Genomic DNA, 23888 nt, shown 5'->3' on the forward strand with positions numbered 1-23888 from the left:
ATGGGGCCTCGCCCCGAATCGGACGTATTCATGGAACAGGTGGTGGTCTTGTGGCTTGGACACAGGTATCGGACGTTGCGCAGCTCAATGAAGCGCTGGCCTCCGGCGCCGGACAGATCGAAGTCTCCGGAACGTTGAAGGGGATGCCGTCGGTGATGCTGCCGCCCGGGGTGGCACTGCGCGGCGGCGAACTCGTCTTCGGTGGCAAGGGGCTGCGGCTGACCAGCAACAACACGGTGGAAAACGTCACCGTGCGCACCTCTGTGCAGGAACTGGCCATCTACAACGACTCCACCGTGGCCGACCTGGGCACGCTCAAACTCAGCAACGTCACCAGCTACGGCCAGGTCTACCTGTGCGCCCAGGGCAGTGTCCGGGCCGGGCGGATCGAGGCCGACGGCGTGCACGTCGCCGAGGCCGACACCCGCGGACGGGCCGACAGGCCCACGGGATTCGGCGTTGAAGCGCTCCAGGGTGCCTTCACCGTCTGGAACCGACAACCCGATGCCGCCGTGGTCCTCACCGCCAAGTTGGAAAACATCTCCGCCGGCAGCGCCGACACCCCGGTCCACGGCGGTGGCGTGTTCGTGGGCGGCCACGGCAATACGGCCGGCATGGCCGACGGCGGCTCCGTCACGCTGGAACTCCTTAGCACCGGCAATGTCTTCTCCGACGGCGGGATCGCCCCCGGAACCCCCGACGTAATCAGCGGCGGGGTGTTCATCATCAGCGGCGCCAACGCGGCCGACGTCGTCAATCTCGGGACGACCACCACCTACGGCCAGAACGACATGGTGCTCGACAACTGGGGTGCCGTGCAGAACTGGACCGCCAAGGCGAAGGTCACCTCGCACGGGCCCAGCGGGATCGGCTTCGTCAACTTTGGCGACATCGGCGTCCTCACGGTGGAGGCCCCCATCGAGACCACGGGGCTGGGCGCACGCGGCTTCAACGTCTACGACGGCTCCCTGAACGAGGCCGTCTTCGACTCCATCACCACCACCGGCGACGGATCCGTGGGCGTGCAGGTGAGCCGCGAATTGCCCAAGCTGACCATCAAGGGCAGCCTGTCGACCACCGGCGGCACCGGCGAAAGCCTCGTCAAGGGCGTGCTGATGCCGCTCGCGGCCATCGCCCTGAGCGTGAAGCCCGGCGGCCGGATCGGCGAAGCGAGCATCGGTGCGGACATCTCCACCGCCGGCGACGGGCTGGCCACCGTGGATCTTGAGGGGCCCCTGGGATCGCTGTCCGTGGGCGGCAAGATCATCGCCGGCGGTGCGGGCGCATCCGCCGTGCGGCTTGCCGGGACCCCGGGACCCAGCCTTGACGGGCTGACCCTGGAGGCCCCGAACGGCCAGGGGCTCGTCACCGAACTCTAAGGGCCTGCGATATCCGCACGACGGCGGCAGTACGACGACCGCGCCCGTCCCGATGGGGCGGGCGCCGCGAGCGTGTGGTTGCGGTGCAGCTAGTTGGCGTCGATCCAGTAGCGGCGCTTGCCGTTGCGGCTGTCCTCGTGCACTCCGCCATTCTTTTCGATCGTGGCCCGGGAACCGGCGTTGTCCTCGTCGCAGGTCACCAGGACCCGTTCGATCCCGATCCCGGCGGCCAGCGGCAGGGCATCGGCCAGGGCCTTGGCCGCGTGTCCGCGCCGGCGTGCGGACGGGCGGACGCTGTAGCCGATGTGGCCGCCCTCGTTGAGCAGGAAATCGTTGAGTTCGTGCCGGATGGCGAGGCTGCCCAGGAACGTGGAACCGTCAACGATCCACAAGTACGTGCACGGGACGTAGCCCGGTTTCCGCGGGGTGTCGGGGAGGGCGTCGGCCACAAGGGCCGCGGTGAACGCCTCAAACGCGGGCAGGCTGTCCAGGCTGGCGAGCTCCACATTCTCGGCACCGGCGCCGTCGATGTGGACGCCGTCGAACTCGGTTGCGGCATCCAGCCAGGAGCGGTGGAACGAAGGGCTGGGGGTGATGAGCTGAGCCATCGTACGATCCTAGCCGACCGTCCAAGGTTCAAATTCCATTGGCTAAACCGCGTCACGATCCGCCTCCGGCCGGTACTCATTAGTTATGACAACTAAATTTGGGGGATCCGGGGCCGATGGCCAAACCCCGGGCGGGCCGGTGCCCGCAGTGGTGCAGGAATGGCAGCGCGCAAGCGTGCGCATGGGGTGGCGGATGCCCGAAGATTGGCTGGTCCCGGAGGCGGCCGCCGTCGCCGGAGCCGTCGACAACCCCGCCGCGCTCGCCGCCGCGGCAAGGGCGCTTGGCGGGATGCGCGGCCGCCAGGGCGTGGGCATCGCCGAAACCATGACCGACCTCCTGGCCCTCTTCGAATCGCTCGAGCGGCCCATCGACCCCGACGCCATGACGGAACTGGCGGTGGGGTGGGTCGAAAGCCTTGAGGACGCCGCGCCGGCGTCGTGCACGGATGTCCTGACCGGGCTCGCCAGCCCCGCCCATTTTCAGCGCGCGGTCCACGAGGCAGCCATGGCCGGCCTCTCCGGGGGCAAGGTGGTGGGCGCCATTGAGTTCGCGCGCAATCCCGGGGGAGTGCGGCTCAGTTGGGCGTTGCTGGCCGAGATCGGCGTGGCGGCCAGGGCTACGCTGCCCGGCGCCGACATGGCGTTCCTGTCCGGCGTTGACGTGCTCCAATTCCTCATGGAGGACACGCCGGAACACCACGCGCTGGCCGCCACGTGCCAGCGCGAATTGCAGGCCCTTCGCAATGGTGCCCTGGGGCCCGCATCCATGACGTTCCGCCCGGCTCCCGTCACGGGCCTGCAGTACCTTGAATTCCTGTCCGTCGTGAGGTCGCAGGGCTGACTCCCAGCCTGGGAGGAAAATTAGTTCTGGACAAATTAATTTGTCGGTGAGATGCTTGTTGCATGTTGAACGTGGCAGTGATCGAGGATGCGGCGGCGGCGGAAGCCTCGCTGGATCCCATTCGGGCGCTTTTGCTGGCTGAATTGCGCCACCCCGCCTCGGCCGCCACCGTGGCGGGCCGGATCGGGCTTCCGCGCCAAAAGGTGAACTATCACTTGAAGGCGCTGGAAAAGCACGGCCTGGTGGTCTTGGTGGAGGAGCGCCGCAAGGGCAACGTCACCGAACGGATCATGGGATCGGCGGCGGAATCGTTCGTGATTTCCCCGGCAGCCCTGCCCGGCGTGGCCCCCGACCCGGCGCTCGCACCCGACAGGCTCTCGGCCCGCTGGATGCTGGCCGTCGCCGCAAAACTGGTCAAGGACATCGGCACCCTCATTACCGGCGCCGATCGGGCCAACCAGCCGCTGGCAACGTTCGCCCTGGACGGGGAGCTGACGTTCGCCAACCCCGCGGACAGGGCAGCCTTCGTCGGCGAACTTGCCGCAACCATGGGCGCGCTGATGGAGAAGTACCACAGCGACAACCCGGACGTCGGCCGGAAACACCGGATCGTCGTCGCACTTCATCCCAGCGTCAAGGCGCCGGAAAACCAACAAACTGCCGGTTCGCCCGGCCACCTAGAGGAGCAGTGATGGGCAAGGAATTCAAGATCGTCCACGAATCGGAGATCGACGGCACACCCCAGCAGGTCTTTGACGCCGCCACCCTGGGCAACTCCGGCTGGATGTGGCCCATGGAAATCGAGCCGAAGCTCGGCGGCGCCGGCCCCTTCGGCAGCAGCGTCACCGTGTGGGAGCCGCCGCACCGCTTCGCCAACCACATGGACGGCGAGGACGGCTTCTTCAACACCCTCGAATACGAGATCACGGAACGCCCGGGCGGAAAATCCTGGCTGCGCTACGTGCACAGTGGCATGTTCATGGACAACTGGGACAGCCAGTACGACGGCGCCGCCAAGCACACGGCGTTCTACCAGCACACGCTGGGCCAGTATGTGAAGTACTTCTCCGGCAAGCAGGCGGCCTTCGCCGACGTCCAGGGCCCCGCGGCCTCGGGAGCGGCGGACGCCTTTGCGACGGTCAAGTCGGCACTCGGTGCCACCAAGGCGGGGGAGAGCGTCACGGTCACGATTCCCGGCCTCGGCGCCGAGGAGGCCGTGGTGGACTACGTCAGCGAGCACTTCCTGGGGCTGCGGACAGCCGATGCCATGTACCGGTTCTTTGGCCGGAACGCCTTCGGCGCCGTGGTGGGCATGACCATCCACCTGTTCGCCGACGGGGCCGACGCCGATGCCGCCGGCGCCGCGTGGGGCGCCTGGCTCAACGGGCTGTACGCCTAGGGCGACTGCGCGCACCTCGCCGACAACGGTGCCAACTCGCGAGAACGGTAGTCGTCCCACCGTTTTCGCGAGTTGGCACCGTTCTCGCATTTCCGGGCCCGCGCGGCGCGGGGGATAGGCTCACTGCATGGCCGAAAATACCGCAAAGCCCGCAAGCTCAGCCCCAGTTGAAAACGCCCCTGCCGGACCGGAGGCCGGTGCCGCGCCCGAAGCCACCGACGACTTCGCCACCCGGTCCCACACCCTGCCCTCCGGGCGGGGTTATGCGAGCACGGCCGGGCGGCTGGTGCTGCGGCAGGAAGCGGCCGAAAACGGTAAGTCTGCAGGGTTCAAGGCCAAGGCCGAGATCTTCCTGGTCAGCTACGTGTTGGACCCCGCGCCCGGTGCGCCGGACCGTCCCGTCGTGTTTGCGTTCAACGGCGGACCCGGCTCCTCCAGCGTGTGGCTCCACCTAGGCCTGCTGGGGCCGCGACGGGTGGACAGCGGCGACGTTGGCGCTCTCACTCCGCCACCGTTCGCCCTGGTGGACAACCCGAACACGATCCTGGAGCACGCCGACCTGGTGCTGATCGACCCCGTCAACACCGGATTCTCCCGCGTGGTGGACGGCGGCACGGCCGACGAATTCCACGCGTTCGTTGAGGACCGGGACCTGGTGGCGGAGGTCATCCGGCTCTGGACCACGCGCAACAACCGCTGGCTGAGCCCCAAATACCTGGTGGGCGAGTCCTATGGGACGCTGCGCGCCGTGGCCGTGGCAGCCCGTCTCTTTGACGCCCACGGGATGGCGATCAACGGGCTGGGGCTGATCTCCACGGTGCTGAACCTGTCCACCCTGGATTTCCAGCCCGGCAATGACACGCCCTACGCCCTGCATATCCCCACCTACGCTGCGATCGCCCACTTCCACGGCCGCCACCCGGGCCGCGACGTGGCCGACGTCGTGGCCGAGGCCGAAGAGTTTGCGGGACGGGAGTATGGCCATGCCCTCACCCAGGGTGCGCGCATGGACAAGGCCGAGCTGGCCGGCGTCGTGCGGCGCCTCAGCGAGCTGACGACGCTCGGTGAGGACTTCATCCGGCAGGCAAACCTGCGCTGGGACTATTCGGAGTTCTCCGCCGAACTGCTCCGGGCGGAGGGGTTGACGGTGGGCCGGATCGACGGCCGTTTCACGCAGCGCCACCTGCGCGGGCAGGCGTCGGTGAATTGGGATGACCCGTCCATGGCGGCCATCACCGGCCCGTTCGCGGCCGCCATCAACCACTATGTGCGCGCCGAGCTGGGCTATGAGAACGACCTACCGTACGAGGTGCTCACCGGCCGCGTCCAGCCCTGGAGTTACAAAACTTTCGAGGGGGCGCCGGTGGATGTCACGGCCGATCTTGAGCGGCTGCTGAACTACAACCCGGCGCTGCGCGTACACGTGGATTACGGCTACCACGACGGCGCCACGCCCCACTTCGCCGCCGAATACGTGTGGGCGCACCTGAACATTTCAGACGACGCCCGCGGCCGGTTCACCCACCACTACCACCAGGCCGGGCACATGATGTACCTGAAGGACGAATGCCGGGAGGACCAGCTGGCGGCGCTCGCCGAATTCGTGGCGCCGCGGGGTTCCTGAGGCCTCCCGGCCGCCCGGCCTAGCTGCCCAGGATCAGCGGTCCCCAGCCGCCCCTGCCGATGACCGCGGCGGGGCCGAAGGTGTTCTTCGCGATCGGATAGTGCCGCAGGTCCCCGTTGGCGGTCCGGGCCAGCAGGCCCTCCGCGTTGGTGCCGAGATGGTTGGTGATGCCCTGGATGTGGGTGAATGAACCCCAGCCCGTCCCAACCACCCGGCGGCTTTCACTGACAAAGCCGCCCGTGCCGGTGCCGCGGTAGAGCAGGAGCTGGCCGGCGGCGTTGCGGGCCACGATGTCCTGGCGCTGGTCTCCGTCAAAGTCCACGGCGCTGATCTTCAGCGAGCCCCAGCCGGTGCCGATCCGAACCTTGGCGCCAAAATTGGTGCCGTTGGTGTTCGGGTAAAGGAACAGTTCTCCCGTGCCCCGGTACTTCGCAATGACCGACGGGAACTTGTCCGCGGTGCGCCACTTGGACACGACGATGTCCATGCCCGTCCAGCCCCTGCCGATGACTTGGGCGGCCTTGAGGGTTCCGTTGGCCTGGCCGTAGCTCACCGTGAGGTCGCCGTTCTTCCACATGGCCAGCACGTCCGTTATGCCGTCTGCGTTGTAGTCGGCAAGGTCCAGTTGCTGCACGCCGGACCAGCCGGCGGAGACGAACGTGCGCTGCCACAGGTCCCCGCCCTGGGCCGAGGCATAGATGAACAGGTTGCCGGCGGGGTCGATCGCGGCCACATCGCCGGCCCTGGCCACGGGCGGTGCCGGGGGCTGGGGCTGGTTCTTCCGGGATTCGGGGTAGCCGGCCAGGTTGGCCACGGCGATCGTCATGCCGCTCCAGCCGGCCTTGGTGGTTTTGACGTAGCCGATGCCGATGTCGGTGGCCTGTTTGTCCATCAGGGCCGCGCGGTGGCCGGGTGAGCCCATCCACCAGTCCACGACCTGCTGGGCGGTGTTGTTGATGCCGATGATCTCGGAGAACCAGTCGTAGCCCTTGGGCAGGATCGACTTGCCGTAATCGGAACGGTGCGGGTTGGGCATGATGTCGATGCCCTTGTTGACGCGGTCATTGAGGGTGGCGGCCCACTGCTGCGAACCGGTGGACATGGCCGTGTTGATGACCAGCGGGCCGGCGCCGTTGGCGGCGCGGTAGGCGTTGGCCTGCTCGAGGATCTTGGCCAGGAACGGATCGCTCACTGCCGGAGCTGCGGGGGCTGCCGGAGCGGCCTGGGCTGGGGCGGCCTGGGCGGGAGCAAGGCCCCCCGTGAGGAGGGTCGCCGTCATGGCAAGTGCCACGAACAGTCCGGATAGCTTTCGCATGTAACTTTCCTTGCGTTAAGAATGGTGGTGCGGAGTGCGGGCACAGTTGCTCCCCATCGTAGCCGCCGTCGTCGGCGCCGCGAGGGCCCCGACAAGCCCGGGCGCGCCCACGGCCGGCAAGGATCGAAAAGTGCCGGCGGAATATCCGGGCCCCACCGGGGTGGCGGGGCATAATGGGAAAAGTAAAGCAAAGGGGCTTTCGGCATGGCAGTTGTGGCACGGATTGGCTGGGGCACATGCCCGCGCAGCCGGTGCCGGCGCCCGGGTGCCGTCCGCGAGCCCGCCGCCGCGCATGGAAAAGGACACTTACCGCCATGACCGAAGAATTCCCCAGCACTGCCCTTGCCGGAGCCGATTACCCCGTCAAGGACCATCCCATGTGGATAGGTGGCGAGCCGGTGGCCTCCGATGGCGGCGCCTGGCGCGACGTCCACAACCCGGCCCGCCGCGAAAGCGTCATTGGCCGGGTGCCCGCCGGGACGGTGGGGGATGTGGAGCGGTCCGTGGCCGCGGCCCGGGCGGCGTACCCCGCATGGCGCTCCCAGCATTTCACCGGCCGCACGAAGGCGTTGCTGGCCATCGCCGACGAGCTGGAGCAGCGCACCGAGGAATTTGCCCGGCTCACGGCACTGGATACCGGCAACGCGCTGCGCACCCAGGCCCGCCCCGAGGCCACCACCATGGTGGCCATGTTCCGCTACTTTGCCGGCATCGCCGGGGAGGTCAAGGGCACCACGCTGCCGGCCGGCGACGACCAACTCCAATACACGCGGCTCGAACCGCTGGGCGTGGTGGCGTGCATCCTGCCCTGGAACTCCCCGCTCATGATCGCTGCCTTCAAGATCCCGGCCGCGCTCGCCGCCGGGAACACCGTCATAATGAAGGCCGCCGACGACGCCCCGCTCACCATCTTGCTGCTGGCGGAAGTCTGCAACCATCACGTGCCGGCCGGCGTCGTCAATGCCTTGACTGGGCGCGGGGCCGTGATTGGCGACGCCCTCGCCACCCATCCCGGCGTGGACAAGATCTCCTTCACCGGTTCCACCGAGGTGGGGCGCTCGGTGGGTGCGCAGGCCGGCGGCCGGCTTGCCCACATGTCCCTGGAACTGGGCGGGAAAAACCCCTCGGTGGTGTTCCCCGACGCCGTGGACGAGGAATTGATCGACGGGTTGCTGCTGGCCTCCCGCTTCCTTCGGCAGGGCCAAAGCTGCACGGCCGGGTCCCGGCTGTACCTGCACGAGGACATTTACGACGAGGTGCTCGAAAGGCTCACCGCCAAGCTCGGCGCCCTGAAAGTGGGCGATCCGCTGGAGGAGTCCACGGATATGGGCGCCATCATCAACCTCAAACAACACACCCAGATCAGCCAATACCTCGACGAGGGCCGGGCCACCCCCGGCATGACGGCCGTGCTGGGCGGGCACGCCCCCACCGAGGGTGCACTGACCGAGGGCTACTACCACCTGCCCACCATTTTCGGGGGCGGTCGCAACGACTTCCGGCTGGCGCGGGAGGAGATCTTTGGCCCGGTGCTCGTGGCCATCCCGTGGCGGGACACGGCCGAGGTCATCGCCATGGCGAACGACACCAACTACGGCCTGGCCGCGTTTGTGTGGAGCCACAACCTCGACGACGCGTTGAACACCGCGCACGGGATCGACGCCGGTTGGGTGCAGGTCAACCAGGGCGGCGGGCAGGTGGTGGGGCAGTCGTACGGCGGCTACAAGCAAAGCGGCATGGGCCGGGAGGTGTCCCTGGAGGGCATGCTGGAAGGCTTCACCCAAACCAAGCAGATCAACGTGAAACTGCGCGGCGTCTCCCGTGGCTGAGGAGAATGCTGCCCTGCCGCTGGACGGATCCCTGCCGCTGGCGGGGATCCGAGTCCTTGACTTGAGCCGCGCCCTGGCCGGGCCCTACGCGACCGCATTGCTCAGCGACCTGGGGGCGGAGGTCATCAAGGCCGAGTCCATCAAGGGCGGCGATTCCAGCCGGGGCTGGCCACCCTTCGAGGACGATCACAGCCTCTATTTTGACTCGGTCAACCGCGGCAAGGCGTCCATCGCGATCGACTATTACACTCCGGCCGGCAGGGAACTGTTGTGGACGCTGGCACTGGGCGCCGACGTCGTGGTGGAAAACTTCCGCCCCGGCGTCCTCGCCACCATGGGCCTTGACCCGGACGCCCTGCGCGTGGCCAAGCCGGGGATCATCATCGCCTCCGTCAGCGGCTTTGGCGCCACGGGGCCGCTGAGCCACGCGCCGGGCCTGGACCAGGTGGCGCAGGGCATGACGGGGCTCATGTCCGTCACGGGTTCCGATGCCGGGCACATGTTCCGGGTGGGCGTGCCGATCGTGGACCTGGTGTCGGGCATCAACACCGCGCTGGGCATCGCCGCGGCCCTGGTGGGGCGGGCCCGCACGGGCACGGGGATGGAGGTGGCGACGTCGTTGTTGGAAACGGGGCTGGCGCTCTCCGCCTTCCAGGGCCAGCAGTTCCTCAGCACGGGGGTGGTGCCCGAGCCGCAGGGCAACACGCACCCGGCACTTTCGCCGTACGGGGTGTTCGCCACGGCGGACATTCCCCTCATCATCGCGGTGGGCAACGAAAAACAGTGGCGCCAACTCTGCGTGCTGCTGGGCGCCGCGGAACTGGCGGACCGTCCCGGCTATGCCACCAGCAATCTGCGCCATTCCAATGAGCCGGCGCTGAAGGCCGAACTCGAGGGACTGCTGTCCGGGCGCACGGCCGCGCAGTGGCTGCCGCTGCTGCGCGGAGCGGCCATCCCGGCCGGGCCCATCTACAACTACGAACAAGCCTTCGCCGACGAACAAGTCCGGGCCCTGGACCTGGTGGAAACCGTGCAACGCAACGACGGCACGGCCCTGCCCCTGGTGCGCGGCCCCATCTCCATCAACCGCACGGCGCCCACAATCCGCAAGGCCCCGCCCGTGCTGGGCGAGGACACCCTGGCCGTGTTGGAGGGCCTGGAACTCAGCCCGGAACAGATCGCCGGGCTGCTCGACGCCGGCGTGGTGCTGGCCGCGCCGCCGGCGTCCACCGGCGGCGTGCCATGAGCGACGGCACGCTGCGCGTCGACATTGACGGCGCCACGGCAACCCTCATCCTGGACAATCCCGCCATGCGCAACGCCGTCACGGAGGCCATGTGGCAGCAATTCGAGGCGGTGCTGGAACACCTTGACGCGAACGACGCCGTCAAGGTGCTGGTGGTGCGCGGGGCGGGGACGCACTTTTCCGCCGGCGCCGACATCTCCGCGGTGCAACGGATCCTGCATGATCCGGCCACGGGCCACAACGACGGCGGCGACATCACCATCGCCGAGGAGGCGCTGGCCCGCTTCCGCAAACCCACCATCGCCGCAATCGACGGCTATTGCGTGGGCGGCGGCTGGCAGATTGCCGGCGCCTGCGACATCCGGCTCGCCTCCGAAAACGCGACCTTCGGCATCACCCCGGCTCGGATCGGCATTGTCTACCCGCTCTCCGGGATCCGGCGCCTGGTGCAGCTGGTGGGCCCGGCCACGGCAAAATACCTGCTGTTCAGCGGCGACTTCATCAACGCCGCCGACGGCGTCCGCCTGGGCCTTGCCACGAAGATGCTGGGCATCGCCACGTTTTGGGAGGACGTTGCCGCCTTCGCCAACCATTTGGGCCGGCGCTCGCAGTTCTCCATCCAGTCCCAAAAGGACCTCATCAACACGATCAGCGGCGGGGCACCCGAGGCGGCGTTGGCGGAGCGGAACGCGTACTGGCAGCGCGAGATGGCCGCGGCCGAGGACCCGCGCATTGGCATTGCGGCGTTCCTGGCCAAGGAGGCGCCGCAGTTCAGCTGGCTGCGGCCGTCCGCGCAGCCGGCGGCCGGGGCGGACGAGCCGGATTGGTCCAGCGGGCCCGGCCCGGATTCTCATCTGCCCTGAGCAGAACACCGGCGCGCGGCACCCCTGGCGTGGTTACTGTGGAGCATGTCACAGATAGCCAGCCTTCATCCGCTGCCGGCGCCGCGCGCCGACGGGTCCGTGCCACGGACGGAAACGCCCGAACCGTTGTGGCGGGAGGTCCTCGGCCGGCGGTTGCGCCGGCTCCGGCTGCACCGCGCGGAAACCCTGGTGGAAACGGCGCAAACGGCCGGCATCTCCCCGCAATACCTCTCCGAGATTGAGCGCGGTCGCAAGGAACCGTCCAGCGAGATGATCGCCGCCGTTGCCGGGGCACTCGGCAGCAATCTGCTGGAATTGACCGAACAAGTCACCGCCGAGCTGCGGCACGGCCGCCGTCTGCTGGTTCTCGAATCGGTCCCGGCCCTCGGGGTTCCGCAGTCCGCCGGCCCGGCCCGGCAGGCCTCCTGGACCTCGCAGGTCTCGCTGTCGCTCGCCGCTTAGCCGGGCCGGCTGGGTAGCCGGGCCGGCCGCACAAGCCGGCGACCGGCGTCGTCGGCCCCCTGCAGAAGACCGACGACGGCGGGCGCTCAGGCCGTGCGGGCCAACTCGGGCCGGGTCCGGGCGCGCTTGCCCAGGACCTCATCGATCAATCCGTACTCGAGCGCGGCCGCCGGCGTGAAGATCCGGTCCCGGTCGGTGTCCCGGCGCAGCGTTTCCACGGACTGGCCGGTGTGGACGGAAAGGATCTCCTCCAGTTCGGCCCGGATCCGCACCACCTCGTCGGCCTGCAGGATCAAATCGGGGATGGTGCCCCGGCCCTGCGCGGCAGGCTGGTGCAGGACCACCCGCGTGTGCGGCAAGACGGCCCGCCGACCGGGTTCACCGGCAGCCAACAGCACGGCTCCGGCGGCCATCGCCTGGCCCACGCAGGTGGTGGCGACGGGCGACTGGATGTACATCATGGTGTCGTAGATGGCCAGCATGGAGGTCATGTCGCCGCCCTCGCAGTTGATGTAGAGGTTGATTTCGCGGTCCGGGCTCGCCGCCTCCAGATGGAGAAGCTGGGCGATCAGCGCGTTGGCAACGCCCGGATCGATGGCCGTGCCCAGGTACACGATCCGCTCGGTTAGAAGGTGTGAATAGACGTCCATGATCCGTTCGCCGCGGGCGTCCGAGGTAATGACGTTGGGAATCGTGTAGCCGCTCATGCCTGCACCCCCAGGCCCACCCGGCGGTGCCGGGACGGCGTGATCTGCTCGAAGCGCTCCACGATCCCGTCGATGAAGCCGTACTCCCGGGCTTCGACGGCCGTGTACCAGCGGTCGTGCAGGGAGTCGTCAAAGATGCGCTGCAACGGCTGGCCGGTGTCCTCGGCGATGATGCCCAGCACGGTGTCCCGGGTTTGCCGGAGGTCGTTGGCCTGGACCTCCACCTCCACGGCCGAGCCGCCAATCCCGGCGGAGCCCTGGTGCATCAGCACCCGTGCGTGCGGCAGCGCAAAGCGCTTGCCCGGGGTGCCGCCGGAGAGCAGGAACTGCCCGGCGCTGCAGGCCAGGCCCAGGACCAGGGTGGAGACGTCGCATGGCACCAGGCGCATCAAGTCGTGCAGGGCCAACATGGCCGGCACCGACCCGCCGGGTGAGTGGATCCACAGCGCAATGTCCGTGGAGGCGTCATCGGTGGCCAACGCCATCAGCTGGGCCGCGAGCAGCGTCCCGTTGTCGTCGTCGAGCACGCCGTCGAGGACCAGGATCCGCTTTGCCAGCAGCTGCTCCCGGGCCAACGCGGTAAAGACCGGTTGCTTGTAGTTTTCATCCATGCCACCAGCCTGTGCCGGATGCCTTGTGGTGTCAGCAATTCCCTGCCTGCAGCAGATCTGCCGCAGGCGGCGGGCCTTCCCAACCAGGTAGCTGCCCCTTAACGAACTGTGTTGCAGTAGTTGCACATCATTCAACTGATTTCGGTTGTTTGGCGTGTAACTACTGCAACACAGATGGCGAGGGGCTAGTTTTCGTCCTCGGTGATCTTGCCGCGGGCCAGCCGGAAGCGGCGCTCCGTCTGCCGGGCCAGGGCTTGATCGTGGGTGACCACCAGGATCGTCGTCTTCTTCTCGTGGGCCAGTTGGCGCAACAGGGCGATGATCAGTTCGCCCGTCTCGTCGTCGAGGTTGCCCGTGGGCTCATCGGCAAGGATCAGCTTCGGGTTGTTGGCCAGGGCCCGGGCAATCGCCACACGCTGCTGCATGCCGCCGGAAAGCCGGTTGGCCTTGCGCTGGTGCATCTCCTCCGTCAGGCCCACCTGGTCCAACAGCTCCGCGGCACGCTTGCTGCGCTCACCGTGGGACAGGCCGGCAAACTCCATGGGCAGCATGACGTTTTCCTTGGCCGAGAGGTTCGGGATCAGGTTGTACGCCTGGAAGACAAACCCGATGTCGTCCCGGCGGTAGGCCGTCAACTTCCTGTCCGGCAGCTTGGAAATGTTCACGTCGTCGACGATCACATCACCCGAGGTGGCCTTGTCCAGGGCGCCCAGGAGGGACAACAGCGTGCTCTTGCCGCTGCCGCTCTTGCCAAGGATGGCGGCAAAGGTGCCCTGCTCCAGGCTGAAGCTCACGCCGTTGACGGGCTTGATGGTCCGGTCGCCGGAATTGAAGGTCTTGACGACCTCATTGACTGTCAGCATGGTCTTACTCTCCTCGCAGGACTTCGATGGGGCGGACCTTGGCGGTCAGCAGGGCCGGGATGAGCGCGCCGATGGCCGCAATGGCCAGGATGCCGACGGCGCCCAGGACCAGCGTCTGCCAGCCAATCGAGGTGCTGATGGTGCCGATCAGCTGGTTGGCGCCGGCAAATGCGCCACGGGTCCGGGTGAACCCGCCCCCGCCGAAACCGCCGCCACCGAATCCGCCTGCGCCACGCGCCGCACCGGCGGCCGCACTGGTGGTGCCGGTGTTGCCGGCAACGAGTGCGCTGACGATCGGGTTGCTGCTGAACGCCGCCACGATGGCGCCAACCACGGTGCCCAGGACCACCAGGACCATGGCCTCAAGGACGAACTGGACCCCGATGGTGCGGTTGGAGGCGCCAATGGCCTTCAGGACGCCAATTTCACGGCGCCGTTCACGGACCACCATGATCATGATCAACAGCACGATCAGGCCCGCCGTCACGAGGGAGGCGATGAACGCGATGAGCGAGATGTTCGCAACACTCCCCAGCGAGATGATGGCGCTCTGCAGATTGGCCGAGCCCGCGGTGACATCGACGTTGGAGGCGCCCAATGCCGAGGTCAGGGCCGTCTGGGTGGAGGCGACGTTGTCGATGCTGTTCACGACGACGGTCAGGCTGCTCAACTGGCCCGCCTGGGACGTGAGGGTCTGTGTGGCCGCCAGCGGGAGGTAGATGGCGTTGTTGTCGAACGCGTCCCCGGCGTCAAAAATGCCGGCGACCTTCATGGTCCGGTCCTGAACGGTGAACGTTGAGCCCACCTTCAGGGAGTTCTTCGTGGCCAGCGTGGTGCCGACCAGTGCCTGCGTTGAATTGGCCGCGAAATCGCTCAGCTGGGCACCGGTGGTGACGTTGATGGCCGCGCCGGTGGCCGTGGTCGAGGTGGAAACGCCGGTGGCCTCGATCGGGATGCTGAACGTGCGGGTGGGGGTGGTGGTTCCGGAGTCCGAGCTGCTGTTGCCGTTGCTGTTGTTGCGCTGGCCGATGGACCCCGGCGCCACGGCCGATTCCAGGCTGGTGGTTCCGCTGGTGCCAAATCCGCCGAAGCCGCCACGGCCCGGTTCGGTGCTGGAATTGCCGCCCGAACCGGTGGACCCGTTCGATCCGGAGGAGGAGCTGGAGCTGCTGGCCGTGGCCGAATTGGCCAGCCGCACAGTGAGCGTCCCGGTCACCGAGGAGACGTTGGCGACGCCCTGGGCCTTGGTGAGGTCCGCCGTCGTCAGCGGATTACCGCCGCCGAGGCCGCCACGGGAGCCGGCAGGATTGACCGTCAGATTGTTGCCGACGGATGCTTTGAGGGAGTCCACCTTGGCACCGACGGCCTGGTTGGCCACCAGCATGGCCAGTGCCAAACCGATGGCCACCGCCAGGATGACCACCACGGCGCCGCTGCGCACCTTGTTTCGGAACGCGTTACCCACGCTCCGTGAAACGACACTCATGTCTTACTCCCTAGTGCTGTGACCACCCTCGCGGCGGCCGTCTGGGTTCAATCGTGAGCGCACCCGCAGGACGTTCATTATGGGTTGCCTGTGTGCGGGCTGTGAGATTCTTCCCCGGTAGAATGGAGTTAGCGAATACATGTCGACGTAATTGAGGGTCACTTGCTGGAATTTACCGCCCGATTTGCCACCGCCGCAGAGATCGACCAGTGGGATACCTTGGTGGTCGCGAACCCCAACGGGGGCAACCTGCTCCAGTCCGAGGCCTTTGCCGCCGTGAAGAAAAATTACGGCTGGACCCCCCAATTCGTGGCGTTTGAGGGCCCGGATTACACCAGCTACAACCTGGTCCTGGAAAAATCCTTCCCCCTGCTGGGCAAGTTCTGGTACCTGATCAAGGGACCCGATGTAGCGGACGTGAGCCACATTCCCGCCATGATGACGGCATTGCGCGCGTTTACCCGGGCGGCCCGGCTGAACGTGTTCGCCGTCAAGATCGAGCCCGACGTCGTCGCCTCCCCGGAGGCGCGCACCATCCTGGAGGGTGCCGGCCTGGTGAAGGTGGCGGACCTGCAGCCCAACGACAACACGGCCCTGCTGGACATCACCCCCGAACCTAACGAACTCCTGCGCAAACTGCACTCGCGCGGGCGCAACGCCGTGCGCCGCGCCCAGCGCGAGGGTGTGGAAGTGGTCCGGATGGAACCCACCGAAGACACCATGCGGGCCCTGTACGAACTGATGGAGGGCACCTTCGAGGCGAAAAAAGCCGGCCAGGCCCGTGAGTTCGACTACTTCCGCCAATTCTGGAGCGGGTTCTGCGACCGCGGCCAGGGCCAGTTCTACTTTGTCTACGAGAACGGGGTGCCCTCGGTGGGCGCGTTCGTCATCAACTACGGCGCCAAGGCCACGTACAAGGACGGCGGCTCGCTGCAAAAGCGCGCCCAGTACGGTGACTCGCACCTGATCCAATGGGCCGCCATCACCGACATGCAGGAACTCGGCGCCCGCCAGTACGACTTCTGCGGCACGCCGCCGTCGGACCGGCTCAAGGACCCCACCCACCCGCACCACGGCCTGGGCCTGTTCAAGACCAGCTTCACCAAGACCGTCACCGACTTTGTGGGCTGCTACGACCTGCCGCTCAGCCCGGTGCGGTATAAATTGTGGACGGTCGCCGGCGAACGGCTGTTCCGGCAGCTGTACACCCGGCGCACCGGACAAAAGTTCTACTAGACACGCAACAGCCGCACGACGACGGCCCTACAGGGACGCCGCCGGGTGCGGCGGGGCCCGGCCCCAGGGAGAGCGGATGAGCAGCAGTCCCCAGCACGGCAATGGGCACGAAGGTAATGGGCAAGGTCCCGGCAAGACCGGCAACGGTGGCGCGGGCAACAGCAGCGCGGGCAAGGGTGATGCCGGGAACGGCCCTGCCGGTCGAGGCAACAGCGAACTCGAGGGCGTCGGCCAGGCGGCCCGGATGCCCAAACCCGCCCCGGGCCCCAAGCAGGCCACGGGCACTGCGCCGCCGGCCGGGATGATCCCGCTGGTGCCCACCCCGCGCCCCAACAAGGCCGCCCGAAACGTCCTGCGCCGCCTGGTGCAGGGGGAGACCCCGCCCACGGCGCCCATGAACATTGTGGAGCGGCTGGCCGGCAGCCCCTACGCCAACCCCATGATCCAGGTGGGGAAGGCCGACGAATCGGCCCGCAAGACCATCGACTTCGCACTGCGCCTGGCGGAGACCATGTTCCGCTACGGGGCGGGTGCCCTGGAGGTGGAAACGTCCATCATCGCCGTGACGGCCGCCTTTGGGTTGCGCAACATCGAGGTGGACATCACCAACCAGTCGGTCATCATCAACTACGCCCACCGCGACGGCGTACCCATCACCTTGCTGCGGGTGGTGCGGTCCTGGACCAACAACTACGCCGGGCTGGTGCAGGTGCACGAACTCGTGACCGACATCGTCACCGGCGGCGTGACCCGCTCCGAGGCGCACCGCCGCCTCGACACCGTCATCAAGCGGCCCAAGCCGTTCCCGCGCTGGATGGTGTCCCTCGCCGAGGCCGTGTTTGCCGCGGCCGTGGTGGGCGTGATCGGCGGTTCCGTCTTCGGCATGATCGTGGCCCTGCTGACCATCCTGCTGGCCGGCCAGGTGGCCCGGGTGCTGGGCAAGTGGCGGGTTCCGGACTTCTTCGTCACGGCCATCAGTTCCTTCATCGTCACCGTGGTGGCCGTGGTCTGTTTCATCTTCCACGTTCCGCTGAGCCCGTCCCTGGTGGTGGCCGGCGGAATCCTGCTCATGCTGCCGTCGGGCCGGCTGGTCTCCGCCGTCCAGGATGCCATCAACGGCTTCCCGGTCACCGCGGCGGGCCGCTTCCTGTCCGCATTCCTGAGCTTTGGCGCCATTGTGGCCGGCATCGCCGTGGCCCTCGTGACGGCGGCGCTCTTTGGAACCAACCGGCTGGACGTGGCCGAACCCATCGCCGGATCCCTGCCGCTGCTGCTGGTGCTCCCGCTCGTGGCGTTGGCCACCGTGGCCATCTGCATCGCCGAACAAACCGCCGTGCGCCTGGTGCTGCCCACCACGGTGGTGGCCCTCCTGGGCTACCTGGCCTACTTCGCGGGCCTGCAATTGGGCCTGGGTGGTCGGTTCGCGCCGGCCCTGGCCGCCGTCATCATCGGCATCCTGGCCCGGGTGATCGCACTGCGGCTCGGCGCCCCGCAACTCGTGGTGGCCGTGCCGTCGATCATCTTCCTGCTCGTGGGCCTGTCGATCTTCCGCGCCATGTTCGTCATGACGCTCACGCCGGAGGACTCCGTGACCGGCGCCGTGGGCATCTTCAACGCCCTTGTGGTGATCCTGGCCGTGGCCGCCGGCGTGGTCCTGGGCGACAACATTGCCCGCCCGCTCACCCGCACCAACGGCCACAAGGACCGCCGGCGCAACCGGCGCCGCTAACACATTCCGGCCTCTGCGACTTCCGAACGAAGGTCCGCGTGGCGGCTTAGAGGATCTTACCGATCGGCTGCTTCTTCTCCGCCTGGAAGTAGTCCTCGGTGCGGCCGTAGGCCCAGTAGCCGGACAGCGAAACCTGGCTGCGGGCCAGGCCGAACTGCTTGAACAAGACGTCGCGGAGCGCCTTCATGTACTCGCGTTCGCCGTGCACAAACGCGTCCACGACGCCGTCGGGCCGGGGGCCGTTGGCCACGGCCTCCACCAGGAGGGTGCTTTGCGCCGGGGTGGCGCCGGCCCGGAACAGCCACGTCAGCGTCACGCCGGAGGGCGCGGCGACCGGCTGGATGTCGGCCTCCGTGTCCACCTCGAGGTAGGCGTGCCCGACGGCGTCGGCCGGCAAGGCCTCGATGGCGGCGGCGATCGCGGGCAGTGCTGCCTCGTCGCCGGCGAACAGGTACCAGTCGGCGTCGGGGTTGGGCCGGTACGCGCCGCCCGGGCCGGAAAAGATGATCCGGTCGCCCGCTTGGGCGGCTGCGGCCCACGGCCCGGCCAGGCCGGAATCGCCGTGCAGCACAAAGTCGATCGCCAGCTCCTGCGCGGCCAGGTCCACCCAACGCACGGTGTAGGTGCGGGTGGAGGGCCACTGCTCGCGCGGCATCACCTCGCGCAGGGCAAACACGTCCACCGGCTCGGCATAGTCCACGCCCGGCTGCAGGAAATGAATCTTCACATACATGTCGGTGGCGTCCTTGGGAACAAAGTCGGCCAGCCCGGCCCCGCCGGCAACAATGCGCACCATGTGCGGGCTGAGCCGTTCGGTGCGCACCACGTTGAGGGCGACCTGGGTGCGCGGCTTCACGGCCGGCGCAACAAACGGTTCCTTGCTGGTGTCAGCGGGATTCACTTTTTAACTCCTGGACGGTCGGGATGCCTGAAAAACGCGGCCAAGTTAGGCCTGCCTTACAATATCAGCCCCGCGGGCATCAGGCGGTCGGCAGAGCCCACTCGATCGGGGCGGCACCCTGCTCCGCCAACGCGGCGTTGACGCGGCTGAACGGGCGCGAGCCAAAGAAGCCGCGGGAGGCCGACAACGGGCTGGGGTGGGCCGACTCAATGACCGCCGTGCCCGCCAGCAGGGGAGCCAGCTTCTGTGCGTCCTTGCCCCACAAGACGCTCACCAGAGGCTGCTTCCTGGCCGCGACGGCCGCGATCACGGCGTCGGTCACCTCCTCCCACCCACGACGGCGGTGGGAGCCGGCCGCTCCAGGGGCCACGGTCAGGACCCTGTTGAGCAGCAGCACGCCCTGGCCGGACCAGGCGCTCAGATCTCCATGCGTTGCGGGGGCGATGCCCAGGTCCGATTGCAGTTCCTTGTAAATGTTCGCCAGGCTCCGCGGCAGCGGGCGGGTGGCCGCATCCACGGAGAAGGACAGCCCCACGGAGTGCCCGGGCGTGGGGTAGGGATCCTGGCCCACCAACAGGACCTTCACGCCGGACAGCGGCGCCGCCAACGCACGCAGCACCCGGGTGGGCTCGGGCAGGAAGGATGTGCCGGCGTCGTACTCGCGGCGCAACATGGCGCCCAGCCCGCACAGCTTGTCCTCCAGCGGCGCCAGTTCCTGGGCCCAATCGGGGGCCAGCAACGACAGCGGGTCGGCGGCCAGGGTGTCCAGGGCGTGCAATTGGGCCGCATCCCACGGGGCGGGGGTGCCGGCGGCCGGGAAGTCAAAGAGGCTGGGGGTGGAATCCATGCCTTCCATTCTCGGCCATGAAGCACCCCAATGCTCCCTCCACAGGCCAGCCTGGAGGCGGCATTCTCAACAGGGCCGTGAATGACACTGCTGTCATTCGCACCTATCATGGAAGATATGGGCCGGCCCGTTGGTGGGCATGGCCGTGCGGAAAACGAATGGAGTGTGTTGTGGCGCAATCAGCTGAGCCGATGCCGCATGCACAGGACCCGGAACCGGGCCCCGCAGCGGGGCTGAGCGAGCGGGACGAGCAGATGCTTGCCCTGGAACGGCAGTGGTGGAAGTACGCCGGCGCCAAGGAACAGGCCATTCGGGATATGTTCGACCTGTCCGCCACGCACTACTACCAAGTACTCAACGCCTTGATCGACACGGAAGCCGCACTGGCCCATGACCCCATGCTGGTCAAACGGTTGCGTAGACTACGTACGTCGCGTCAGAAAGCCCGAACCGCACGCCGGCTCGGCAACTGACCTACGCTCACACTGCCTCACTCCCAAGGACAGCACCGCACCATGACTAATTACCCGCGCGACGAATTCGACCGCGTCCCGGAAAACTCGGCCCGCCACGGCGTCCACCGCGCTTCCTTGGAGACCCCTCCGCGCAGCCTGGTGCCGTTGATGGTGTTTGGGGTTGCGGCGTTGTGCATCGGCCTGCTGGCCTTTTTGATCGTGCCCAAGATCGGCAACCACAACACCCCCGTGACGCAGCAGGCCGTGGTGCACCAGAGCGCCACCGCATCCGCGTCGCCCAAGACGGCTGCCCCGACGACGACGCCGGCCCCCACCACCGCGCCGGCCACGCCGAAGGCGACGCCGACTCCGACGCCCAAGCCCACACCCACCCCGGCCTCCGTGGTGGACAAGACCGTCCCCGTTGCGATCTTCAACGCAACGGGCATTGGCGGCCTGGCCGCGAAGTACACCGGCACCGTCACGGCAGACGGCTGGACCGTTTCGCAGGCTGCGAACTGGTCCGGGCAGCCGCAGGCCGCATCGGTCATCTTCTACGACGGCACGGCCCAGAAGGCCAACGCGCAGGCGCTGGGTGCGTCGCTTGGCATCGCCAACCTGGTGGACACTGCCGAACTCGGCGTGCCGCTGGCCGTGGTCCTGGGCCCGGGCGCCTTCTAGGCCAGGTCCCGCCAAACTTTGCCGGGAGTTTTCAACCGGTGACCATATGACTGTGGCGAGCAAACCATCCGGTTTGCTCGCCACAGTCATATGGTCACTCCATCGAAGTGCGCGGTGGGCCCGCGGCCGGGTCAGTCCTTGAGCGGAACGCCCTTGGCGTCCGTGCGGTAGTTCTCGTGGCCGACAAGGATCAGGATGCCCTCGATCAATCCCCAGATACCCATGAACGGTGCCAGGAAGCCGAGGCTGATGACCGAGACAAGCAACTGGATCAAGCCGTTGCGGGTGTTGCCAAGGTAGAAGTTGTGGATGCCCAGGCTGCCCAGGAGGATGCCCAGGATGCCGGCGACGATCTTGGACTTTTGCTCCACACCCGGCGCGACGGCGTACGGCTGCCCCTGGTACGGCTGGCCTTGGTAGGGCTGACCCTGATAGGCCGGCGGCTGGCCCTGGTACTGCTGCTCGGGGTAGGCCGGCGGCTGGTAGGTGGCCGGTGCGGGCTGGCCATAGCCGGCGGTCGGAGCCGGCTGGCCGTAGGGATCGGCGGGGGCATCGGAGGGAACGGACGGGTAGGCGGGTGCTTCCGGGGCCGCCTGAGCCTCGGGAACCGGCTGGACCTCGGGGGCTGACGGGGCGGGCTGACCGTAGGGATCGGCGGGCTGCTCGGGGTTCTGGTTCTCACTCACGGTGACTCCTTCACTTGTACTGCTGACAAAATGAGCGGTGCACTCACTGCATATGCGCGGGCCGGAATACTACTCAAGTAACGCTAGTCCGATATGTGGGGCAGTGGAAGCGTCGAAACGCCCAACACGGCGTTTATGTCTCCCAAGTGCACCGCGCGCGGGCGTTCGCCAGCAGCCGATGCGGGTCCCCGCGCTTGCACTCTCGGGTGCCGAGTGCTAATTATTGACTTAGCACTCTGAGGTGGTGACTGCTAGTTCCTAGCGAGCCGCCGCCGTCGGAGCCAAGAATTTTCCTCCAGTGGTGAGGATTCCTGCACGGACGTAAAGAGATCGTCCATGCCGGATCCGTCCGTCGCGGGCGCCACAGCGGGGAAACAAAGTCCCAAATGACTGTCCCGAAAGGACTGAAGCCTCCATGGCCAAGATCATTGCATTCGATGAAGAGGCCCGTCGCGGCCTTGAGCGCGGGTTGAACATCCTCGCCGACGCCGTCAAGGTCACCTTGGGCCCGCGCGGCCGCAACGTCGTTCTCGAAAAGAAGTGGGGCGCCCCCACGATCACCAACGATGGTGTTTCCATCGCCAAGGAGATCGAGCTGGACGATCCTTACGAGAAGATCGGCGCCGAGCTGGTCAAGGAAGTTGCCAAGAAGACCGACGACATCGCCGGTGACGGTACGACGACGGCGACCGTCCTGGCCCAGGCCCTGGTCAAGGAAGGCCTGCGCAACGTCGCAGCCGGAGCCGACCCGCTCTCCCTCAAGCGCGGCATCGAGAAGGCCGTTGCGGCCGTCATCGAGCAGCTGCTGATCTCCGCCAAGGAAATCGAGACAAAGGAAGAGATCGCGGCCACGGCCTCCATCTCCGCCGGCGACACCGAAATCGGTGCCCTCATCGCCGAAGCCCTTGACAAGGTTGGCAAGGAAGGCGTCATCACGGTCGAGGAGTCCAACACCTTCGGCCTGGAGCTCGAACTCACCGAAGGCATGCGCTTCGACAAGGGTTACATCTCCGCCTACTTCGTCACCGACACCGAGCGTCAGGAAACGGTCCTCGAGGACCCGTACATCCTGATCGTGAACTCCAAGATCTCCAACGTCAAGGACCTCGTTGCCGTCCTCGAGAAGGTCATGGCGTCCAACAAGCCGCTGCTGATCATCGCCGAAGACATTGAAGGCGAAGCACTGGCCACGTTGATCGTGAACAAGATCCGCGGCCTGTTCAAGTCCGTTGCCGTCAAGGCTCCGGGCTTCGGCGACCGCCGCAAGGCACAGCTTGCCGACATCGCCATCCTCACCGGTGGCCAGGTCATCTCCGAGGAAGTCGGACTCAAGCTGGAGAGCACCACGCTGGACCTGCTGGGCAAGGCCCGCAAGGTTGTTGTCACCAAGGACGAGACCACCATCGTTGAAGGTGCCGGCGACGTCGACGCCATCGCCGGCCGCGTGGCCCAGATCCGTGCCGAAATCGAAAACTCCGATTCCGACTACGACCGCGAGAAGCTGCAGGAGCGCCTGGCCAAGCTGGCCGGCGGCGTTGCAGTCATCAAGGCCGGTGCCGCCACCGAAGTTGAGCTCAAGGAACGCAAGCACCGCATCGAGGACGCAGTCCGCAACGCGAAGGCTGCCGTTGAAGAAGGCATCGTCCCCGGCGGTGGCGTTGCCCTGATCCAGGCCGGCGTGAAGGCCTTCGAAAGCCTGAACCTGACCGGCGACGAGGCCACTGGCGCCAACATCGTCAAGGTTGCCATCGATGCTCCGTTGAAGCAGATTGCCTTCAACGCGGGCATGGAGCCCGGCGTGGTTGCCGACAAGGTCCGCAGCCTGCCCGTTGGCCACGGTCTGAACGCCGCAACCGGCGTCTACGAAGACCTGCTGGCCGCCGGCGTCAACGACCCGGTAAAGGTAACCCGTTCCGCACTGCAGAACGCCGCATCCATCGCCGGTCTGTTCCTGACCACCGAAGCTGTAGTCGCCGACAAGCCCGAAAAGGCTGCTCCCGCCGGTGGCGGCGGCGACGACATGGGCGGCATGGGCGGCTTCTGACCCACCCCGACTGCCTGGTCGAAACCAACTAAAGGCGCTCCTTCCATTGCGGGAGGGGCGCCTTTGGCGTTTAAGT

23 protein-coding genes are annotated in these 23888 nt (G+C 67.2%); 14 read left to right on the forward strand and 9 right to left on the reverse strand.

Annotated features, from left to right (window positions below; all coding sequences use genetic code 11):
• Positions 1-50: 50 nt before the first annotated feature.
• Positions 51-1379, forward strand: coding sequence for a hypothetical protein (locus tag AL755_RS04415; protein ID WP_054009964.1), 1329 nt, complete (start codon positions 51-53; stop codon positions 1377-1379).
• Between the two features lie 89 nt (positions 1380-1468).
• Here AL755_RS04415 and AL755_RS04420 read toward each other — a convergent pair whose 3' ends face one another.
• On the reverse strand, positions 1469-1987 hold the full coding sequence (locus AL755_RS04420; RefSeq protein ID WP_054009965.1) for a GNAT family N-acetyltransferase: 519 nt from the start codon (positions 1985-1987) through the stop codon (positions 1469-1471).
• An 85-nt stretch (positions 1988-2072) separates the two neighbouring features.
• Here AL755_RS04420 and AL755_RS04425 point away from each other — a divergent pair, with 85 nt between their 5' ends.
• From AL755_RS04425 to AL755_RS04440, 4 genes are all read left to right on the forward strand, one after another.
• Positions 2073-2828: a hypothetical protein gene (locus tag AL755_RS04425; protein ID WP_150117035.1), complete on the forward strand. Its 756-nt coding sequence runs from the start codon at positions 2073-2075 to the stop codon at positions 2826-2828.
• 62 nt (positions 2829-2890) lie between these two features.
• On the forward strand, positions 2891-3520 hold the full coding sequence (locus AL755_RS04430; RefSeq protein ID WP_107503807.1) for a winged helix-turn-helix domain-containing protein: 630 nt from the start codon (positions 2891-2893) through the stop codon (positions 3518-3520).
• Complete coding sequence (locus AL755_RS04435; RefSeq protein WP_054009967.1) at positions 3520-4227, forward strand: SRPBCC family protein; 708 nt, start codon at positions 3520-3522, stop codon at positions 4225-4227. The genes AL755_RS04430 and AL755_RS04435 overlap by 1 nt, the downstream gene beginning before the upstream one ends.
• 127 nt (positions 4228-4354) lie before the next feature.
• Positions 4355-5851: a S10 family peptidase gene (locus AL755_RS04440; RefSeq protein ID WP_054009968.1), complete on the forward strand. Its 1497-nt coding sequence runs from the start codon at positions 4355-4357 to the stop codon at positions 5849-5851.
• A gap of 19 nt (positions 5852-5870) precedes the next feature.
• Here AL755_RS04440 and AL755_RS04445 read toward each other — a convergent pair whose 3' ends face one another.
• Positions 5871-7166 carry a CAP domain-containing protein gene (locus AL755_RS04445; protein WP_054009969.1) on the reverse strand — a complete coding sequence of 432 codons (1296 nt, stop codon included), beginning with the start codon at positions 7164-7166 and terminating at the stop codon, positions 5871-5873.
• A 314-nt stretch (positions 7167-7480) separates the two neighbouring features.
• On the opposite strand from AL755_RS04445, the gene AL755_RS04450 reads away from it, so the two are divergent.
• From AL755_RS04450 to AL755_RS04465, 4 genes are read left to right on the forward strand one after another with little or no spacing between them, the layout of a single operon-like run.
• Positions 7481-8995: an aldehyde dehydrogenase family protein gene (locus AL755_RS04450; RefSeq protein WP_054009970.1), complete on the forward strand. Its 1515-nt coding sequence runs from the start codon at positions 7481-7483 to the stop codon at positions 8993-8995.
• Positions 8988-10241, forward strand: a complete 1254-nt coding sequence (locus tag AL755_RS04455; RefSeq protein ID WP_237762586.1) for a CaiB/BaiF CoA transferase family protein — start codon at positions 8988-8990, stop codon at positions 10239-10241. The genes AL755_RS04450 and AL755_RS04455 overlap by 8 nt, the downstream gene beginning before the upstream one ends.
• On the forward strand, positions 10238-11104 hold the full coding sequence (locus AL755_RS04460) for an enoyl-CoA hydratase/isomerase family protein (RefSeq protein WP_054009971.1): 867 nt from the start codon (positions 10238-10240) through the stop codon (positions 11102-11104). Before AL755_RS04455 ends, AL755_RS04460 begins: the two co-directional genes overlap by 4 nt.
• Positions 11105-11149: 45 nt before the next feature.
• The gene (locus AL755_RS04465; RefSeq protein WP_082368908.1) at positions 11150-11566 is read left to right on the forward strand and encodes a helix-turn-helix domain-containing protein; all 417 of its coding nucleotides are present in this window, start codon (positions 11150-11152) and stop codon (positions 11564-11566) included.
• An 86-nt stretch (positions 11567-11652) separates the two neighbouring features.
• Here AL755_RS04465 and AL755_RS04470 read toward each other — a convergent pair whose 3' ends face one another.
• The 4 genes from AL755_RS04470 to AL755_RS04485 all read right to left on the reverse strand — a co-directional run bounded on the left by AL755_RS04470 (position 11653) and on the right by AL755_RS04485 (position 15233).
• Positions 11653-12273, reverse strand: a complete 621-nt coding sequence (locus AL755_RS04470) for a ClpP family protease (RefSeq protein ID WP_054009972.1) — start codon at positions 12271-12273, stop codon at positions 11653-11655.
• On the reverse strand, positions 12270-12884 hold the full coding sequence (locus AL755_RS04475; protein ID WP_054009973.1) for a ClpP family protease: 615 nt from the start codon (positions 12882-12884) through the stop codon (positions 12270-12272). Before AL755_RS04475 ends, AL755_RS04470 begins: the two co-directional genes overlap by 4 nt.
• Positions 12885-13069: 185 nt before the next feature.
• On the reverse strand, positions 13070-13747 hold the full coding sequence (locus AL755_RS04480) for an ABC transporter ATP-binding protein (RefSeq protein ID WP_054009974.1): 678 nt from the start codon (positions 13745-13747) through the stop codon (positions 13070-13072).
• A gap of 4 nt (positions 13748-13751) precedes the next feature.
• Positions 13752-15233 (reverse strand): ABC transporter permease, encoded by a 1482-nt coding sequence (locus tag AL755_RS04485; protein ID WP_054009975.1) that lies wholly within the window; start codon positions 15231-15233, stop codon positions 13752-13754.
• Positions 15234-15395: 162 nt separating this feature from the next.
• On the opposite strand from AL755_RS04485, the gene AL755_RS04490 reads away from it, so the two are divergent.
• Both AL755_RS04490 and AL755_RS04495 read left to right on the forward strand, forming a co-directional pair.
• On the forward strand, positions 15396-16469 hold the full coding sequence (locus AL755_RS04490; RefSeq protein ID WP_054009976.1) for a lipid II:glycine glycyltransferase FemX: 1074 nt from the start codon (positions 15396-15398) through the stop codon (positions 16467-16469).
• Positions 16470-16545: 76 nt separating this feature from the next.
• The gene (locus AL755_RS04495) at positions 16546-18198 is read left to right on the forward strand and encodes a threonine/serine exporter family protein (RefSeq protein ID WP_445290490.1); all 1653 of its coding nucleotides are present in this window, start codon (positions 16546-16548) and stop codon (positions 18196-18198) included.
• A gap of 46 nt (positions 18199-18244) precedes the next feature.
• On the opposite strand, the gene AL755_RS04500 is transcribed toward AL755_RS04495, so the two are convergent.
• Both AL755_RS04500 and AL755_RS04505 read right to left on the reverse strand, forming a co-directional pair.
• Positions 18245-19099: a siderophore-interacting protein gene (locus tag AL755_RS04500; RefSeq protein ID WP_054009977.1), complete on the reverse strand. Its 855-nt coding sequence runs from the start codon at positions 19097-19099 to the stop codon at positions 18245-18247.
• 79 nt (positions 19100-19178) lie between these two features.
• On the reverse strand, positions 19179-19946 hold the full coding sequence (locus tag AL755_RS04505) for a uracil-DNA glycosylase (RefSeq protein WP_082368909.1): 768 nt from the start codon (positions 19944-19946) through the stop codon (positions 19179-19181).
• 191 nt (positions 19947-20137) lie between these two features.
• Between AL755_RS04505 and AL755_RS04510 the strand changes: the two genes are divergently transcribed.
• Complete coding sequence (locus tag AL755_RS04510; protein WP_054012862.1) at positions 20138-20419, forward strand: DUF3263 domain-containing protein; 282 nt, start codon at positions 20138-20140, stop codon at positions 20417-20419.
• 42 nt (positions 20420-20461) lie between these two features.
• On the forward strand, positions 20462-21082 hold the full coding sequence (locus tag AL755_RS04515) for a LytR C-terminal domain-containing protein (RefSeq protein WP_054009978.1): 621 nt from the start codon (positions 20462-20464) through the stop codon (positions 21080-21082).
• A 131-nt stretch (positions 21083-21213) separates the two neighbouring features.
• Here the strand turns inward: AL755_RS04515 and AL755_RS23915 are convergent, their stop codons facing one another.
• Entirely contained in the window at positions 21214-21768 is a 555-nt protein-coding gene (locus AL755_RS23915; RefSeq protein WP_054009979.1) for a TM2 domain-containing protein, read from the reverse strand.
• Positions 21769-22183: 415 nt separating this feature from the next.
• Between AL755_RS23915 and groL the strand changes: the two genes are divergently transcribed.
• The gene (gene groL / locus AL755_RS04525) at positions 22184-23812 is read left to right on the forward strand and encodes a chaperonin GroEL (RefSeq protein WP_054009980.1); all 1629 of its coding nucleotides are present in this window, start codon (positions 22184-22186) and stop codon (positions 23810-23812) included.
• The last annotated feature ends 76 nt before the right edge of the window (positions 23813-23888 follow it).

Source organism: Arthrobacter sp. ERGS1:01, from assembly GCF_001281315.1.
Lineage (GTDB): Bacteria > Actinomycetota > Actinomycetes > Actinomycetales > Micrococcaceae > Specibacter.

What these genes read in the sequence shown, in the direction of transcription:
- AL755_RS04420 (WP_054009965.1), bottom strand. Translation starts at nt 1,987, where the DNA reads ATGGCTCAGCTCATCACCCCCAGCCCTTCGTTCCACCGCTCCTGGCTG.
- AL755_RS04425 (WP_150117035.1), top strand. Translation starts at nt 2,073, where the DNA reads ATGACAACTAAATTTGGGGGATCCGGGGCCGATGGCCAAACCCCGGGC.
- AL755_RS04430 (WP_107503807.1), top strand. Translation starts at nt 2,891, where the DNA reads ATGTTGAACGTGGCAGTGATCGAGGATGCGGCGGCGGCGGAAGCCTCG.
- AL755_RS04435 (WP_054009967.1), top strand. Translation starts at nt 3,520, where the DNA reads ATGGGCAAGGAATTCAAGATCGTCCACGAATCGGAGATCGACGGCACA.
- AL755_RS04440 (WP_054009968.1), top strand. Translation starts at nt 4,355, where the DNA reads ATGGCCGAAAATACCGCAAAGCCCGCAAGCTCAGCCCCAGTTGAAAAC.
- AL755_RS04445 (WP_054009969.1), bottom strand. Translation starts at nt 7,166, where the DNA reads ATGCGAAAGCTATCCGGACTGTTCGTGGCACTTGCCATGACGGCGACC.
- AL755_RS04450 (WP_054009970.1), top strand. Translation starts at nt 7,481, where the DNA reads ATGACCGAAGAATTCCCCAGCACTGCCCTTGCCGGAGCCGATTACCCC.
- AL755_RS04460 (WP_054009971.1), top strand. Translation starts at nt 10,238, where the DNA reads ATGAGCGACGGCACGCTGCGCGTCGACATTGACGGCGCCACGGCAACC.
- AL755_RS04465 (WP_082368908.1), top strand. Translation starts at nt 11,150, where the DNA reads ATGTCACAGATAGCCAGCCTTCATCCGCTGCCGGCGCCGCGCGCCGAC.
- AL755_RS04470 (WP_054009972.1), bottom strand. Translation starts at nt 12,273, where the DNA reads ATGAGCGGCTACACGATTCCCAACGTCATTACCTCGGACGCCCGCGGC.
- AL755_RS04475 (WP_054009973.1), bottom strand. Translation starts at nt 12,884, where the DNA reads ATGGATGAAAACTACAAGCAACCGGTCTTTACCGCGTTGGCCCGGGAG.
- AL755_RS04480 (WP_054009974.1), bottom strand. Translation starts at nt 13,747, where the DNA reads ATGCTGACAGTCAATGAGGTCGTCAAGACCTTCAATTCCGGCGACCGG.
- AL755_RS04485 (WP_054009975.1), bottom strand. Translation starts at nt 15,233, where the DNA reads ATGAGTGTCGTTTCACGGAGCGTGGGTAACGCGTTCCGAAACAAGGTG.
- AL755_RS04495 (WP_445290490.1), top strand. Translation starts at nt 16,546, where the DNA reads ATGAGCAGCAGTCCCCAGCACGGCAATGGGCACGAAGGTAATGGGCAA.
- AL755_RS04505 (WP_082368909.1), bottom strand. Translation starts at nt 19,946, where the DNA reads ATGGATTCCACCCCCAGCCTCTTTGACTTCCCGGCCGCCGGCACCCCC.
- AL755_RS04510 (WP_054012862.1), top strand. Translation starts at nt 20,138, where the DNA reads ATGCCGCATGCACAGGACCCGGAACCGGGCCCCGCAGCGGGGCTGAGC.
- AL755_RS04515 (WP_054009978.1), top strand. Translation starts at nt 20,462, where the DNA reads ATGACTAATTACCCGCGCGACGAATTCGACCGCGTCCCGGAAAACTCG.
- groL (WP_054009980.1), top strand. Translation starts at nt 22,184, where the DNA reads ATGGCCAAGATCATTGCATTCGATGAAGAGGCCCGTCGCGGCCTTGAG.